The organism is Exiguobacterium sp. s141, assembly GCF_018618085.1.
Lineage (GTDB): Bacteria > Bacillota > Bacilli > Exiguobacteriales > Exiguobacteriaceae > Exiguobacterium > Exiguobacterium mexicanum_A.
On the sequence record NZ_JACSLJ010000003.1, the window covers coordinates 268,373 to 284,897 of the forward strand.

Consider the following 16,525-nt stretch of genomic DNA (forward strand, 5'->3'; position numbering starts at 1 on the left):
CGATCACTCCTTTCATTCTTCTGAATCAAATTCGACCCGTTCGACGGTCCCATCGATCGCATTGACGAAGTAGACGTCCTCGTCAATCGTAATCGACCAGAGCGGCGGCATGATGATCAAGCTGCCGGAACTGTCGAGCGGCAGGCTATAGAAGCCCGTGTTGATGGCCCGCATCTCTTGGTTCGGCTGGAAGTACTTCCGGGCCGCGAGTTGCGAGATCGCCTCGCTCGCCGTCAAGACGAGATCGTCTTGCGACTTCGAGGACAAGTTCGTCAAATGACGTTGTTTATAGTCGGTCACTTCAAGCGCTTCGTTCAATTGAAGCAACAGGAGCGACGGACCGATGTACTGCTCGGTCCCCCCATCGATCTCGGGGTTCGAGAAGATCTTATTGTTCTCATACGTCTGTACGAAGGCGACTTGACGCGTCTCGGCGTCATAGCGCCAATACGCATACTCGGAACCGAACGGGACATACTCGGAGACGAACGTCGACGCAGTCGTCCGTAAATCGTCTTGATCGAGCGGGACCGGCTGTTTGAGCTCGACTTCGAGTTGCATATTGTCGAGCGTCGTCGCCAGTTGGGCTTCCCGGTTCTTCGTGATCATCGAGGCCGACATCTGTTCCGACGACCCCGTCAAATAACCGATATCCCGACCCATCCGCGGCAACTTCGACGCATCGACGTTTCGTTGGTCCAAGATTTGCGCGATCGACGTATTATCGTTCGTCACGACCTCTGTCGCCCACGTTTCCGTCAAAAGCTGGAACAACAGGTAGATGTTCAGCGCGAGGAAGGCGAAGAGAAGAATCGTTTTCGCTTTACTCCAATCCACGATACATCATCCTTTCTGTCCAGTCATCCGGTTGATCGAATGGGATCCATCTTCCGGCTTCCCGAACGAACCAGTTCGGGGAGAACGTGACGTAACGGCTCGTGTCTTCATTGTATTCGATCTCATATCCGAGTCGAATCTCGGTCACGTTTTCAAATCGTCCGGCATTGACGAGCGTATCGACCACATCTTGTCCGTCCGCGAGCTGTGTCGTCCCGACCGAGATCAAGCGATCGATCTCGAGATGGTGCCGAGTGATTGACCGGACTTGTGTCCCGTCGTTCTCGACACGCAACGTCGATAAGTCGACGGCATCGTTATTGATAAACGCCTCCCGTTGACTGAACACCGGGAAACCCTTCACGTGAAACCGGAACACGGTCGTTTCAAAGCCTTTGTTGGCCGGAGTGATCGCATCAAACCGAAGCGACAAACCTTGGCTCTCCGACGTCTCATCGACCCAACCTCCGTGGAAGTTGACGAACTCGACGATCGTGTCGAGTCCGATGACCGACTCCTGTTCCGAACTGTTGCGTGATAAGTTTCGATAACGGCTCGCGTTCAGGTTCGCATCATATTCGGCGACGCTAATCCCGTTCGTGAGTGCGCCCACGGAGCTGGCCGGATCGACTTCCTGCACGTTCGGGTCGCCCGGGAAGAACGTATCGCGCATCCAATCGAGACGGGCCGAGATTTGAATCTGAGATACGTCGTAAGCGAACAGCTCGTTCATCTCCGGTCCGACGACGGGGATGTAGTTGACGCGTTCATCCGTGTACGTGACACGACGCATCGATCGGTCTGAGTCTTTCAAGAACAGACTGTTGACGTCCCCTTGGCCGACTTTCGACAAACGCCCTTCCCAAAGTGATTGGTCGCTCATGATCGTGCGGATGCGCCACGTGTCGTCCTCCATGAAGATGAGGGCCCGCTGTGGCACTTTCCCGGACAAGCTGTATGAGCCCGGAAGCATGTAGCTGAGTGTATCCGCATAATACGGCTCCGGTAAAATCAATTCGACGGCCTCATCGACACCCGCATACAAACTCGGGACGTTCTTGACGGCGAGCGGTTTAAATTCGCTCGCCTCGAACGACTCCCGGATGACACGCATAATCTGTTTCGGTGAGTTTTTCGTGGCGAAGACGGCGTTGTTCTCGTGGACGACCGTCTGGGCCGGTACGATGACTTGGCGCGGTTGTCGCTGCAGCGACTCATCCACCGTCGCGACTTGCGTCTCTGACTGGACCGACTGATACTTCGGATGGTAGTCCCAGAGGATGACCGTTTGGACGATGGACGTGACGATCAAGGTGAGCAAGACGAGCGATTTCACTAGTTCTGGCTTCGCCAAGAAGCGTGGTCGTTCCATCAGTCATTCACCTCCACGATCGTATCGAATGGGATGGTGAAGTAAATCGTCGTCCCGCGTCCGAACTCACTCTCGGCCCAAATGTCGCCGCCATGGGCGGAAACGACTTCTTTGGCAATCGACAAACCAAGTCCGGTCCCGCCGATATTGCGGGCCCGAGCCTTATCGACCCGGTAGAACCGTTCAAAGATTTTCTTCAAATTCGATTTCGGAATGCCGACCCCTTCATCTTTAATACCGATGACGAGTCGCTTGGCACGGAGCATCGTCCGGAACGTGATCGTCCCGCCTTCTGGCGAGAACTTGATGGCGTTCGTAATGATGTTGTCGATGACCTGCGTCATCTTATCTTGATCGGCGTGGACGTATACCCGGCGTTTCATGAGCTTCCGGCGGAACTGGATCGTCTCGCCTTTCGTCATCTCATGCCGGTCGATGATGTCGTTGAAGAACTGGATAAAATCGAACTTCACTTTTTGCATCGTATACTCTTTGCTGTCCATCTTCGATAGCTGCAACAGATCGTTGACGAGGCGAATCATCCGCTCCGTCTCATTCTGGGTCGTCTCGAGGAAGCGCGGGGCGAGCTCATCGTCCTTGTATGCGCCTTCCGCGAGCACTTCGAGGTAACTCCGCATCGTCGTGAGCGGCGTCCGCAGCTCGTGGCTGACGTTCGCGACGAACTCGCGGCGGTCTTGCTCGACTTGTTCTTGCTCGGTCACATCGTGCAGAACGACGATGAGACCGGTGATCGGTCCGCTATGCTTTTGAATCGGTGAGAAGTAGGCGCGGACGAGGAATAGTTCTTCGTCCGTACTGAGGTCGATCAGTTTTGGCGGCATCGTCCCGTCTTCCGGAATGACGATCTCGTCATCGAATTCGAGCAAGTTCTGTAGGTTCGCCCCCATCGCTTCTTCTTCAGCGAGCCCGATCATATCGCGGGCTTGGTCGTTCATCAAGATGACGCGCAAGGAGCGATCCGTCGCGACGACCCCGTCCGACATGTTCTCGAGGACGCTCGTCAAGCGGCGCCGTTCGGCTTCCGTCGTTGCGTTCGCCTCCATGAGTTCATCGGTCAATTCGTTGAAGGCGTAAGCAAGTTGGCCGACCTCGTCGTCGGAATAGACTTTAACTTTCCGCGAGAAATTCCCTTTTCGCATCTCGACGGCTTGACGACGCATATCCGCAATCGGTCGCGTGATCGTCCGTGACAGCAACACCCCAAGGATCGATGTGATGATGAGAGCGATGAGCGTCCCGGTCGCGAGAATCCTCGTCACTTGTTCCATTTGGTTATAGATGGACTGCATCGAGGCCTCGATATAGATCATACCGGTCGTCGTCCCATCGACCTTGGATTTGACCGGGACGGCGACGACACGCATGCGTTCGTTCGAGTCTTCATAGACGAGCGTCTCTTGCGCTCCGCTCGTCGCAAACGATTTTTGAATAAACGAGTTCGCCGTCCGTTGTCCGACGAGACTTTGGTTATTCGGATTCGACGTCGCCCGGACGACACTGTTCGTGTCGATAATCTGGACTTCGCGAATGTCATCAGCTAGCGTCGTGCTCTCCGTAAACTCAGACAGCAGTTGATCCAGTACCTGGTTCAACTGCTGGTCCGAAGTCGAGTCACCGCCGTTCGATGCGATCCCTTCACTGACGTTATAGCTCAGAAGGTTGGCGCGATCGACGAGCGACTGCGAGAAGTTGTTGATGTATTGTCGTTCGAGGGAGCGCACAAAGTACACTCCGATGACTTGCATCGCAACAAGAATGAGCAGCGCATAGATGACGACGAGCTTCCACTGGATAGATTTAAAGAAGTTCGTCCGTTTCATCGTTTAGTCTTCTTCTCCTGCTTTTAAATAGTAACCGACACCACGGCGCGTGATGATATACGTCGGCGTCGATGGGTTGTCTTCGACTTTCTCGCGTAAACGTCGGACCGTCACATCGACCGTACGGACATCGCCGAAGTAGTCATAGCCCCATACCGTCTGGAGCAAATGCTCACGCGTCATGACTTGCCCGATGTTTTGGGCAAGATAATGGATGAGTTCGAACTCACGGTGTGTCAGTTCGATTTTCTCTTCCCGTTTCGTGACCATGTATGAATCCGGATGAATCGTCAAGTCACCGATGACGATATCATTGGCGTTGGCACCTTTCGTTTCTGGGGCCGGGGCCGTTGCATGACGGCGCATGTTCGCCTTGACGCGGGCCAAGAGCTCGCGCGAGCTGAACGGCTTCGTGACGTAATCGTCAGCACCGAGCTCGAGTCCGAGCACTTTATCGATCTCAGAGTCTTTCGCCGTCAACATGATGATCGGCATATCGTACTTCTTCCGGACTTCACGGCATACTTCCATACCGTCTTTGAGCGGCAACATGATGTCGAGCAAAATCAAATCTGGTTTGACTTCTTCGACTTTCACGAGCGCCTCTTCCCCGTCATAGGCGACGTGGACTTGGTAACCTTCTTTTTCAAGCTTAAACTTCAATATATCTGCGATTGGTTGTTCGTCATCTACCACTAAAATCGTACGATCCATTCAGTGAGTCCTCCTCTTATCGTTAAACGTACATGTCTACATTGTAACTCTTTTTCTATAGGTTAGAAAGCGTGGTCCATTTCCGTGGAAATGAAAAGAGAGCCACGAGGGCTCTCTGTCTTATGCTTCGTAAATATCACGTAAGATGACCGTCTGCTCACGTGCCGGTCCGACCGAGAACGTCAACAATTCGATACCTGTCAACGCTTCGATGCGCTTGACATAGTTCTGCGCGTTCACCGGCAAGTCTTCGAACTTGCGAACGCCTGTGATGTCTTCTGTCCAGCCTGGGAGCTCTTCAAACACCGGTTTGCACTGTTCGAGCACGCGGAAGTTCGGTGGGTACTCGTCGAGGAGCTTGCCTTCGAACTCGTATGCCGTACAAATCTTGAGCGTCTCAAGACCTGTCAACACGTCGATTGAGTTGAGGCAAAGGTCTGTGATGCCGCTGACGCGGCGCGAGTGGCGGACGACGACCGAGTCGAACCAACCGACGCGACGCGGGCGTCCTGTCGTCGTACCGTACTCTTTTCCGACTTCACGGATCGTGTGACCGATCTCATCGTCAAGCTGGGTCGGGAACGGGCCGTCTCCGACACGTGACGTGTACGCCTTACAGACGCCGACGACGTGATGGATCTTCGATGGTCCGATTCCGGCACCGCTCGATACGCCGCCTGAAGCTGCGTTCGATGATGTGACGAACGGGTACGTTCCATGGTCGATGTCGAGCAAGACACCTTGTGCGCCTTCAAATAACACTTTCTGTTCTTCGTCGAGCGCGTTGTTCAACACGACCGATGTATCACATACGTACTTGGCGAACTGTTGGCCGTACGCGTAATATTCTTCGAAGATGTCATCGAATTCAATCGCATCGACTTCATACATCTTCACGAACATGCGGTTTTTAATCGCGAGGACGGTCTTGAGCTTCTCGGCGAACACTTCTTTGTCGAGAAGGTCAGCGATGCGAATCCCGATACGCGCCGCTTTGTCCATGTAGCAAGGACCGATCCCTTTGAGCGTCGTCCCGACTTTGGCGTCGCCTTTCGCGTCCTCTTCGAGCTTGTCTTGCAATTGGTGGTACGGCAAGATGACGTGGGCCCGGTTCGAGATGCGGAGGTTATCCGTACTCACGCCACGCTCGTGCAAGTACGCGAGCTCCGTGACGAGCGATTTCGGATTGACGACCATCCCGTTCCCGATGACACATGTTTTGTCCGAGTAGAAGATCCCCGATGGAATCAAGTGAAGTTTATACTTCGTATCGTTGAAGACGATCGTATGACCAGCGTTGTCTCCCCCTTGATAACGCGCGACGACCTCGGCCTGCTTCGATAAGAAGTCCGTGATTTTCCCTTTACCTTCATCGCCCCACTGCGTTCCCACTACGACTACTGATGACATAATGAATCCTCCTTGTAGATAAACGTTCTATTCAAACCATCCGTAAGTGTACACTTGCTTCTTGCGAAAGTCAACCTAATACCGAACGATATTTTTACGTTGTAACCTTTCGTTCGTTATTGACGCATCATTTCTCATCCAACGAATGAATTCTTCAAAAATTGAATACGTTTAGGTCCAAAGACCGACAAAAAAGGCGACGTCTCGTGACGTCGCCTTTGGCGGAATGACTCGTCCTACATCGGTGGCGCAAAAGCTTGCGTCTCCATGTTGACGAACTTGTTATATTCTTTTCGGAACGAGAGCTTGACCGTGCCGGTCGGACCATTACGCTGTTTGGCGATGATGATCTCGATCGTGTTGGCGTCTTCACTCTCTTTATCGTAATAGTCGTCCCGGTAGAGGAACGCGACGATATCGGCATCTTGCTCAATCGCCCCGGATTCCCGGATATCCGACATCATCGGCCGCTTGTCTTGACGGCTCTCAACACCACGTGAGAGCTGGGACAAGGCGATGACCGGCACTTGAAGCTCACGCGCGATCGCTTTGAGCGTACGTGAAATCTCCGAGACTTCTTGTTGCCGGTTCTCGCCCGGCTTACCGTTCCCGACGATGAGCTGCAAGTAGTCAATCATGATCATGCCGAGGCCGTGCTCTTGTTTCAAGCGGCGGCACTTGGCCCGGATCTCGTTGACGCGAAGACCCGGCGTGTCATCGATATAGATACCGGCTTGTGACAGCGACGACATGGCGAGCGAGAGTCGCCCCCAGTCCTCGGCCTCGAGCCGACCCGTCCGCAGACGCTGGGCGTCGATATTGCCTTCCGCACAGAGCATCCGCATGACGAGCTGCTCGGCACCCATCTCCAAACTGAAGATGGCGACGTTCTCGCCGGTACGGACGGCCACGTTTTGCGAGATGTTGAGGGCGAAGGCCGTCTTCCCGACGGAAGGACGGGCCGCGACGATAATGAGGTCGTTACGTTGAAACCCGGCCGTCATCTTGTCGAGATCGCTGAACCCGGTCGCGATGCCGGTAATCTCCCCGCTCGATTGGTGCAGTTTTTCAATCGTCGAGTAAGCGTCCGATAAGACCGAACCGATCGGATGAAAGCTCGACTGCCCTTTTCGTTGCGAGACTTTCAAAATGTTCCGCTCAGCATCTGACAGGACGGCATCGACCTCGTCTTGGCGTTCATAGCCGTCCGAGACGATATTCGTCGCAGTCCGAATCAAGCGGCGGAGTGCCGCCTTTTGATCGACGACGTTCAAATAATACCCGATGTTCCCGATGGCTGGAACCGCCTCGGCGATTTCCGCCAAATAGTTCAATCCACCGATCTCATCGAGAATACCTTGGGCTTGAAGCTCCGAACTGAGCGTGACCAAATCGACGAGTTCGCCCCGGTCATTGATTTTCAGCATCGCCTCAAAGATCCGTTGATGGCTGACACGATAAAAGTCGTCCGGGTCGACCCGTTCCGAGGCCGTGATCAGCCGATCGGAATCGAGAATGACGGCCCCGAGGACAGCTTGTTCCGCTTCGACGCTATGTGGCGGGGTATTGACTTGAATCGCATCACTCATACGTGTCTACCTCACCTTCACGCTTCTTGAACATGAACGTTTAACATAGCCGTGACGTCGTGGTGCAACTTCACCGGCACTTTCGTAAACCCGAGCGCTTTGATTGGGTGTTCGAGCTCGATTTTACGCTTGTCGATCTTGTAGCCCATCCCTTTCAACGCTTCACCGATTTGTTTGCTCGTGACCGATCCGAAGACGCGACCGCCCTCACCTGACTTCGTCTTGACGACGATCGTCTCTTTTTCAAGCTTGTCCTTCAACTGCTGGGCTTGTTTCAATTCTGCTTCAGCCGCTTCTTCGGCGCGTCGCTCTTTTGCGGCGAACGCCTTCAAGTTACCCGGTGTCGCTTCGACCGCCAAGTTCTTTTTAAAGAGTACGTTCTTCGCGTAAGCGTCCGCGACGTCTTTGACGTCACCAGCTTTACCTTGACCTTTAACATCTACTTTTAAAATGACTTTCATTCAGAATCCTCTCCCTCTGTTTCATCTGTCATATAATGATCAATCGCTTCTTGTAATAACGTTTTCGCCTGTTCCGGGCTCACGTTCAATTGTGTCGCCGCATTCGTCAAATGACCGCCCCCGTCCAGCATCTCCATGATGACTTGGACGTTGACATCACCGAGCGAACGGGCACTAATGCCGGTTCGGCCGTCGGGTAAGACGGCGATGACGAACGATGCTTTGACGCCCTCCATATTAAGGAGCTGGTCAGCGGCTTGGGCGATCAACACTTGATGGTGCACTTCATCGTCCGAGGCGACGGCGATCGCCATGCCGTCGGAATAGATGTCCGTGTTTTCGAGAATATGAGACTGTTCGATATACGAATCGAGGTCTTGCCGCATGAAGTGTTGGACGAGCACGGTGTCTGCCCCTTGAATCCGAAGGAAGGAAGCGGCATCGAACGTCCGCGACCCGGTCCGCAAGGTGAATCCTTTCGTGTCGACCACCATACCTGCGAGGAGCGACGTCGCTTCTAAAATCGATAGCTTGCGCGTACCGGCCTGATACTCGATCAACTCCGTTACGAGTTCGCACGTCGAGGATGCGTACGGCTCCATATAGACGAGGACCGGATCTTCAATGAACTCTTCACCACGGCGATGGTGGTCGATGACGACGACCCGTTCCGCGCGGTCTAGAATATCCCGCGAGATGACGAGCGACGGCCGGTGCGTATCGACGACGACGAGGAGCGTCTGTTCGTCGATGAGGGGTTGAGCCTCGAACTCGGTCAAAAAACGGCTATACAGCTCTTCGTCGTTTTCGACTTCATTGACGAGACGTTGGATCCCAACGCTCGTCTCGCCGGCCGGGATGACGACGTACGCCTCACGTCCGACAAATTCAGCCAGTTTCATGATGCCGATGGATGCTCCAAGCGAGTCCATATCCGGGTTTTTATGCCCCATGATCAGGACACGGCTCGACTCGCGAATCAAATCACGCATCGAGTTCGAGATGACGCGGGCGCGAACCCGGGTCCGTTTCTCGGTCGGGTTCGTCTTGCCGCCGAAAAAGCGGACTTTCCCGTTATGACGTTTGACGACGACTTGATCCCCGCCGCGTCCGAGCCCTAAATCAAGGCTCGATTGCGACAAGTTCCCCAGTTCCGTCAGCGTCGTCTCCCCACAACCGATCCCGATGGAGAGTGTGAGCGGAATTTTATGCTCTTTCGTCGCCTCACGGACCTCATCGAGAATCGAGAATCGATTGTTCTCGAGTTCGGAGAGCGTCCGTTCGTTCATCACGAGAAAGAAACGATCGGCTGCCGTTCGACGCATATAGATGTGGTATTTTTGAGCCCATTGGTTCAAGAGGACGGTCACGCGTCGATTGATTTCACTCCGGACCTGTTCATCCACAGCGGTTGACATCTCGTCATAGTTGTCTAAGTATAAGACGCCGATCACCGTCTGTGTTTCCGAGTATTTTTGTTCAATCTCTGCCTCATCCGTCATGTCGAACAAGTAAAGGGTCTGATATTCCTTATTGTAGAGGACCCGATAAACGCGGTCTCCGACTTCGATGGTCGCCTCGTCCTCTTCTTCCTCAATCAACTCGGTGAACGCCGAGTGAATCGAATCGATCGAGATCCCGAGTTCCATCTCGAGCTCAAAGATGAGTCGAGACTGTTCATTGAACCAGCTGATGCGACGAGTTTCGTCAAAGACGAGAATCCCAATCGGCATGCCGGTGAGCGCTTCTTTCCCGACGTCTTCGATTCGATGCGACAAAGAATGGACGTATTGTTCCCACGCCTTGCGTTCTCGTCGAATCGTCACTTGCTGATAGATGAAAAAAATCAGCGTGCCCACGAACAGGGTGATTGCCGCCACAATGCTGTAGAACGCCAATCCTAACGCGACAAGCAGTCCAATCACATATGGAACGGCGTGACGCGCGTACTGGTTCTTCACTGATGTTATTGCTTCACCACTGTACATGTGTGCCTCCTAAAATGAGTGGTGTTCCACCCATGATATCTAAATGGTTTCTGCTCTATCATACCATATCCGTCCGTTTCACTTACACTCCTACATCGGCTCGGAAAACAAAAAACGACCTATCCCGAGGGATAAGCCGTGTGTCAAAAATTACTCTGCAACGTATGGAAGCAAAGCCATTTGACGTGAGCGCTTGATAGCGACAGTAAGTGGACGTTGGTATTTCGCTGAAGTACCAGTCACACGACGTGGAAGAATTTTACCACGCTCCGAAACGAAGCGTTTGAGCAATTCTACGTCTTTATAATCGATATGAGTGATGTTGTTCGACGTAAAGAAACATACTTTACGACGACGACGACCTCCTGGACGACGTGCCATGTGAAGACCTCCTTTTTAGTTTAGTTTCGAATCGACGCGATCAAAATGGTAGATCGTCATCCGATAAGTCGATTTTTCCGCCACCCGAGAACGGGTCAGCTTCAAAACCTTTGTTTGAGTTCGAGGACTGAGATGAAGTCGAAGAAGCGGCTGCGCCCCATCCTGATCCACTTGACTCACCACCACCGAAGACATCTCCAGCCGGTGCTGTATCACGTTGCGTTGAAGCACCGCGTGGTTCAAGGAAGCGTACGCTATCGGCTACGACTTCTGCCCGGTAACGACGTTGGCCATCTTGACCTTCGTAACTACTGATTTGAAGGCGACCGTCTACGCCGGCCATGCTGCCTTTTTTCAAATATTGTGCTACGTTCTCTGCTTGTTTGCGCCAAACGACACAATCAATAAAGTCCGCCTCGCGCTTCCCATCTTGTCCAGTGAATGGACGATCGCAAGCGAGAGTGAAGCGAGTTACGGCAATCCCGCTCTGCGTATAACGCATTTCTGGATCGCGTGTCAATCGACCAACTAACACAACTCGGTTAATCATCTCAAAGCTCCCCTTTCGCAATATGAAGCGTTAAGAATTAACGCTCGTCTTTAGTTGTCATTTGACGGACAACGTCATCAGAGATCTTCATGAGACGCTCTGTTTCTTGAATCGCTTTAGGCTCAGCAGTGATGTTGAGAAGAACGTAGTGTCCTTCGCGCATCTTGTTGATTTCGTAAGCGAGACGACGTTTACCCATGTCTGTTGTTTTATCAACAGTACCACCGTTTTCAGTGATGACGTTGTTGAAGCGTTCGATTAAAGCTTTCTTAGCTTCCTCATCAACTGATGGACGGATAATGTAAAGAAGTTCGTATTTACGCATTATCTTTCACCTCCTCTTGGACTAACGGCTCCTACCGGTTGTAGGAGCAAGGAGCAAACAATTGTTTTACTCACGTCATAATATACTATCAAACTTCTGTTCATTTTACAATACGTTTGCGGAAAATGGCTTAAACGTTGAAGCGGAACGTGACAACATCGCCGTCTTGGAAGACGTATTCTTTTCCTTCTGAGCGAAGTTTCCCTTGTTCTTTAACTGCCGTCATGTTGCCGGCAGCTGACAAGTCTTCATACGATACGACTTCGGCACGGATGAACCCACGTTCAAAGTCAGAGTGGATGACGCCCGCACATTGTGGAGCTTTCATGCCTTGCTTGAACGTCCAGGCGCGCACTTCTTTTTCACCAGCCGTGAAGTATGTGGCGAGACCGAGCGTCGAGTAGGCGGCACGAATCAATTGATCGAGCCCCGACTCTTCGATGCCGAGGTCTTGCAAGAACTCAAGGCGCTCTTCTGGCTCGAGTTCTGAGATTTCTTCCTCGATGCGAGCACAGATGACGATTACTTTCGCCTCTTCTGTCGCGGCGTGTTCACGAACTGCTTGGACGTAAGGATTTTGGTCCGCGTCAGCCACTTCGTCCTCACTCACGTTCGCGACGTAAAGCATCGGTTTCATCGTGAGCAACTGGAAATGTTTGACGATAGCGAGTTGATCCTCTGTCAATTCAGCAACACGAGCCGGGCGCTCCGATTCGAGGACTGCTTGAACGATTTCAAGTGCTTCGAGCTCTTGAGCTGCGCCTTTGTCTTTCGACTTGACCATTTTTTGAACGCGTGTGATGCGTTTCTCGACCAATTCAAGGTCGGCCAAAATCAATTCGAGGTTGATGGTCGTGATGTCATCGATCGGTGAGACTTTACCCGCGACGTGTGTGATGTTGTCATCTTCAAAGCAACGGACGACTTGGCAAATCGCGTCGACTTCACGGATGTTAGCCAGGAATTTGTTTCCGAGCCCTTCCCCTTTTGACGCACCTTTTACGATTCCGGCGATGTCTGTAAACTCAAATGCGGTCGGTACGGTCTTCTTCGGTTTGACGAGTTCCGTCAACCGGTCAAGACGCGCGTCCGGTACTTCGACGACCCCAACGTTCGGGTCGATCGTGGCGAACGGATAGTTGGCTGCCTCTACACCGGCTTGCGTGATGGCGTTAAATAATGTCGATTTCCCGACGTTCGGTAATCCGACGATTCCTGCTGTTAATCCCACTTGTATTTCCTCCTCATCCGGCTTTCCCGGGAAATGTTGATCCGTCTGTGGAGTGGGTACGTTCAGTACACCACACCGTCACATCCTTCACAATTATAGTTAGTCCTCGATTAAACCGCAACTCACGGTTGTAACATAGAGAAAAACGCCACTTATTCAGCGGCGTTCTCTTGTGGAAGCACTTTTTTCAATCGCTTATCAAAGTCTCGGCGCGGCATGAGTACACTCGCCCCGCAGCCTTGACACTTGATACGAATGTCCATCCCGACCCGAGTCACCTGCCAACGGTTCGTCTGACAGGCGTGTGGTTTCTTCATTTCTACAAAATCGTTCAACTCATACGATTTAGCCTGCATTTTCGGGCGCTCCTTTAGTCGATGTGGTTGGCGGCATCATGACGGTCCGCGGATACGGGATCTCGATTCCGCGCTCATCAAGTCCGGTTTTCAACTCTTTATGCAAAATCCGTCCGGCCGCGAAATGTTGCGTCGGTGGCACTTCGGCCATGAGACGATAGACGACTTCCGACGGTCCGAGCGACTGGACCCCGGCGAGCGTGATCGGCTCGATGAACAAGTCGTGATACTTCTCTTCGACCGTCTTCGCGATCTCTTTCAACGCCTTCTCGACTTTGCCCATGTCTTCTTCATAGGCGACACCGATATCGACGACCGCGACGCTGTTCTCGAGCGAGTAGTTCGTCACTTGCATGATCTGTCCGTTCGGGATGATCGTCACTTGCCCGTTCAATCCCTTCAACTTCGTCGTCCGAATCCCGACTTCGATGACGGTCCCGTCGACTTGTTGATTCAAATTGACGTAATCCCCGTTCTTGTATTGATTTTCAAAGATGATGAAGGCGCCCGTGATGACGTCTTTCACCAAGTTCTGCGCCCCGAACGAGATGGCGAGACCGGCGACCCCGGCCGATGCGATCAAACCAGCGATGTTGACGCCGAACTGGCCTAGCACCGTCAAAATCATAATCAAGCCAAGGACGTACCGAATCGTGTTTTGAGCCAGTTTTGACAGCGTCTCATTTTGGCGCTGGGCGACGATATTATCTTCTTTGATTTTGCGCAAGGCGAACACGCGCTGCACCATCGACGTCAAAATGCGTGACGCCACATAAAGCGCCAAGATGATGAGCGCGACACCTGTCAATTTAATGCCGAGCCCAATCCACATCTCCGTGTCTTGGAAATAAGCGACGAACCGATTGACGTTATCAATCGTCTCATCGGCCACTGTGCTCAAGTCTGTATCTGTATTTTGTGAAGCCATGTTGTCACCTCTAAAGTTATAGATTCTAACTCATCAAACCATAATTGACGACTTTTCTCAAACCCTACATCCGGACGTTATAAGTTTCGGTGTTCCGGGAATGGGATAATACGGTTTCATTCCGCAATTGCAACTAGACGCAGGCAGCTTAGAAGAGAGGATGAGATTCATGCCGTTTCGCCTAAAACCTCATAAACCATACTCTTTCTTCATCGAACATACCGAACGGAGTGGATCCAAGCTCTTTGCCGATCAACTGCACGACCAGTTGGCGAAAGAGACGCATCGTCCCATCGTCCTCGTGTGTATCGGCTCCGACCGTTCCACGGGGGATTCACTCGGACCGCTCGTCGGTACCTTCCTCGAAGAACGGTCCGTTCGCAATATCCATGTTTACGGGACACTGACAAAACCGGTCCATGCCTTGAACCTCGTCGAGACGCTCCACGAGATTCAGACACGATTTCACCGCCCCCTCATCATTGCAATCGACGCCTGTCTCGGCCGATTGTCGAGTGTCGGGTATATCTTCTTTTCGGAAGGGCCGCTCGCTCCTGGCGCCGGCGTCCAAAAAGAGCTCCCTTCGGTCGGTGAATACAACATCAAAGCTGTCGTCAACGTGAGCGGCTTTATGGAGATGATGATTTTGCAGAACACACGCTTACATCTCGTCTACGAGTTGGCCCGTTTCATCACCGACGGGTTCGTCGAGTTCGACTTACGAATCGGACGGCTCCATCAAGAAGAGGCAGCCATTACCCGGCTTCGTCAATCTCGCGACGAATCGAAATCTTGAGGCGATAAAAGCGTCAACAAATGCTCCAAATCGTCTTGCGAGAAATACTTCAGCTCGAGGACGCCCCCTTTTCGACGCGGGCGAATCGATACATCCATTTGAAGACGTTCCGCTAGCACCGCCTCGACGGCTTCGACGTCGGCGTCCGAGCGTTTGAGCGTCTTTTTTTCAATGCGCTCTTTTTGTAAATAGCGCTCGAGCCGTCGGACCGTCCATTGCTCGGCGATGACGCGACGGGCAATCTGTTCCATCGCCTGAACCGATTTCATGCCGGTGATGGCCCGGGCGTGGCCCATCGTCAACTCACCGACCATGACCGCATGCTGGACCGCACTCGGTAACCGAAGCAGTCTGAGGCTGTTCGTCACATGGCTCCGACTCTTGCCGACGCGTTCGGCCAGTTGTTGCTGGGTCAATCCGAGCGTTTGCATCAACTGTTCGTAGGCGAGCGCCTCTTCGATCGCGTTCAAGTCGGCACGTTGAATATTCTCAATCAAGGCGAGTTCCATGACGCAGTCCGAGTCGGCCGTGACAATCAATGCCGGGATATCCGTCTTGCCGGCTAACTTCGCAGCTTGAAACCGGCGCTCGCCGGCGATGATTTCATAAAACCCACTCGCTTTACGGACGACGATTGGTTGCAACACACCATAACGTTCAATCGATTGCCTGAGCTCGTCTAGCTTTTCTGGTTCGAACTGCTTACGGGGCTGGTTCGGGTTGGGACGAATGTGTTTAATCGGTAACCGTTCCATCCTGATTCCTCCATTCCTTCTGACTGATAGCTATAAAAAAAGCACAGGCTCACTTTTGTGGCCGTGCTTTCGGGATTCGAATTCGAATTTCAACAAATTCGTCTTCTTCGACTTCCTCGGTCTGGACTTCAATCCCGGTCTTTCCGATCAAACTGACCGAGTCCCGGATCGTATTGAGGGCGATTCGCGTGTCACGTGCGAAACTTTTCGTCCGACGGCGTTGCTTTTTCGGTTTCCGCTTCTCTTCTTCAATCGGTGTCGTCAAGAAGGCGACGCGTTCTTCCGTCTCTTTGACGTTAAAGTCCTGCTCTATAATCTCCATGAGCACTTGGAGCTGGAGTCCTTCCTCTTTGAGCGGCAAAAGCGCCCGAGCGTGACGTTCATTGATTTGGCGGTCGCGCAAACATTGCTTGACGTCGTTCGGCAATTTCAACAGGCGTAGTTTATTGGCAATCGTCGACTGACTCTTGCCGAGACTCTTCGCGAGCGCGTCTTGTGTCAGACCTTTCATGGCGAGCAGACGATCGTACGCCTCTGCTTCCTCAATCGGACTGAGCTGTTCGCGTTGCAAGTTCTCAATCAGCGCCAAGGCAGCTGTCGTATCGTCATCCATCTCCCGGACGATGGCCGGAATGACCGACCAGCCGAGCGATTTAACGGCGCGGAAGCGGCGTTCCCCAGCGATAATCTCGTAGCGTCCCTCTTCTGCTTTTCGGACGACGATTGGCTGCAAAAGACCATGTTCATCGATTGTGACAGCGAGCTCTTCGATTTTAGCCGGCTCGAATACTTTACGCGGTTGATAACGGTTCGGTAAAAGCAACGATAAGGCAATTTCTTGGACAGCATCATTCGATTTGACTTCTGCCAGTTCCGCGACGGCTACTTCCGGACGACTTCCGAACAGTTTAGCAAATGTTTTCTTCAACGTCGGCACCCCTCTATGTAAAAAATAAGCAGATTCCACTACCGGAATCTGCTTTTAGTTTCA

At 52.6% G+C, this 16,525-nt stretch carries 17 protein-coding genes; 1 reads left to right on the top strand and 16 read right to left on the bottom strand.

The window, feature by feature from the left end; all coding sequences use genetic code 11:
* Positions 1–12: 12 nt before the first annotated feature.
* From KNP74_RS09815 to KNP74_RS09880, 14 genes are all read right to left on the bottom strand, one after another.
* On the bottom strand, positions 13–837 hold the full coding sequence (locus tag KNP74_RS09815) for a two-component system regulatory protein YycI (protein WP_138860240.1): 825 nt from the start codon (positions 835–837) through the stop codon (positions 13–15).
* Positions 824–2,209 carry a two-component system activity regulator YycH gene (gene yycH / locus KNP74_RS09820; protein WP_034780327.1) on the bottom strand — a complete coding sequence of 462 codons (1,386 nt, stop codon included), beginning with the start codon at positions 2,207–2,209 and terminating at the stop codon, positions 824–826. The genes KNP74_RS09815 and yycH overlap by 14 nt, the downstream gene beginning before the upstream one ends.
* Positions 2,209–4,050, bottom strand: coding sequence for a cell wall metabolism sensor histidine kinase WalK (gene walK / locus KNP74_RS09825; protein WP_138860241.1), 1,842 nt, complete (start codon positions 4,048–4,050; stop codon positions 2,209–2,211). The genes yycH and walK overlap by 1 nt, the downstream gene beginning before the upstream one ends.
* Positions 4,051–4,053: 3 nt before the next feature.
* Positions 4,054–4,764, bottom strand: coding sequence for a response regulator YycF (gene yycF / locus KNP74_RS09830; protein WP_034780323.1), 711 nt, complete (start codon positions 4,762–4,764; stop codon positions 4,054–4,056).
* A gap of 120 nt (positions 4,765–4,884) precedes the next feature.
* Positions 4,885–6,174, bottom strand: a complete 1,290-nt coding sequence (locus KNP74_RS09835; RefSeq protein WP_214712510.1) for an adenylosuccinate synthase — start codon at positions 6,172–6,174, stop codon at positions 4,885–4,887.
* A 236-nt stretch (positions 6,175–6,410) separates the two neighbouring features.
* The gene (gene dnaB / locus KNP74_RS09840; protein WP_021067865.1) at positions 6,411–7,763 is read right to left on the bottom strand and encodes a replicative DNA helicase; all 1,353 of its coding nucleotides are present in this window, start codon (positions 7,761–7,763) and stop codon (positions 6,411–6,413) included.
* Positions 7,764–7,780: 17 nt separating this feature from the next.
* Positions 7,781–8,224, bottom strand: a complete 444-nt coding sequence (gene rplI / locus KNP74_RS09845) for a 50S ribosomal protein L9 (protein WP_214718796.1) — start codon at positions 8,222–8,224, stop codon at positions 7,781–7,783.
* A complete protein-coding gene (locus tag KNP74_RS09850) occupies positions 8,221–10,212 on the bottom strand; it encodes a DHH family phosphoesterase (RefSeq protein WP_138860243.1) in 1,992 nt (663 codons plus the stop codon). The genes rplI and KNP74_RS09850 overlap by 4 nt, the downstream gene beginning before the upstream one ends.
* Positions 10,213–10,362: 150 nt before the next feature.
* Positions 10,363–10,593 carry a 30S ribosomal protein S18 gene (rpsR, locus tag KNP74_RS09855; RefSeq protein ID WP_015880232.1) on the bottom strand — a complete coding sequence of 77 codons (231 nt, stop codon included), beginning with the start codon at positions 10,591–10,593 and terminating at the stop codon, positions 10,363–10,365.
* A gap of 40 nt (positions 10,594–10,633) precedes the next feature.
* On the bottom strand, positions 10,634–11,143 hold the full coding sequence (ssb, locus tag KNP74_RS09860) for a single-stranded DNA-binding protein (RefSeq protein ID WP_024371077.1): 510 nt from the start codon (positions 11,141–11,143) through the stop codon (positions 10,634–10,636).
* 37 nt (positions 11,144–11,180) lie between these two features.
* A complete protein-coding gene (rpsF, locus tag KNP74_RS09865) occupies positions 11,181–11,468 on the bottom strand; it encodes a 30S ribosomal protein S6 (protein WP_021067861.1) in 288 nt (95 codons plus the stop codon).
* Between the two features lie 130 nt (positions 11,469–11,598).
* Entirely contained in the window at positions 11,599–12,699 is a 1,101-nt protein-coding gene (gene ychF / locus KNP74_RS09870) for a redox-regulated ATPase YchF (RefSeq protein WP_034780315.1), read from the bottom strand.
* 152 nt (positions 12,700–12,851) lie between these two features.
* Entirely contained in the window at positions 12,852–13,055 is a 204-nt protein-coding gene (locus KNP74_RS09875) for a DUF951 domain-containing protein (RefSeq protein WP_034780313.1), read from the bottom strand.
* Positions 13,045–13,983, bottom strand: coding sequence for a mechanosensitive ion channel family protein (locus KNP74_RS09880; RefSeq protein WP_138860244.1), 939 nt, complete (start codon positions 13,981–13,983; stop codon positions 13,045–13,047). Before KNP74_RS09880 ends, KNP74_RS09875 begins: the two co-directional genes overlap by 11 nt.
* A 169-nt stretch (positions 13,984–14,152) precedes the next feature.
* On the opposite strand from KNP74_RS09880, the gene yyaC reads away from it, so the two are divergent.
* Positions 14,153–14,779 (top strand): spore protease YyaC, encoded by a 627-nt coding sequence (gene yyaC / locus KNP74_RS09885; RefSeq protein ID WP_138860245.1) that lies wholly within the window; start codon positions 14,153–14,155, stop codon positions 14,777–14,779.
* Here the strand turns inward: yyaC and KNP74_RS09890 are convergent.
* Positions 14,752–15,534, bottom strand: a complete 783-nt coding sequence (locus tag KNP74_RS09890; RefSeq protein ID WP_214764162.1) for a ParB/RepB/Spo0J family partition protein — start codon at positions 15,532–15,534, stop codon at positions 14,752–14,754. The genes yyaC and KNP74_RS09890 overlap by 28 nt on opposite strands.
* Before the next feature lie 49 nt (positions 15,535–15,583).
* A complete protein-coding gene (noc, locus tag KNP74_RS09895) occupies positions 15,584–16,462 on the bottom strand; it encodes a nucleoid occlusion protein (RefSeq protein WP_214764163.1) in 879 nt (292 codons plus the stop codon).
* Positions 16,463–16,525: the final 63 nt, after the last annotated feature.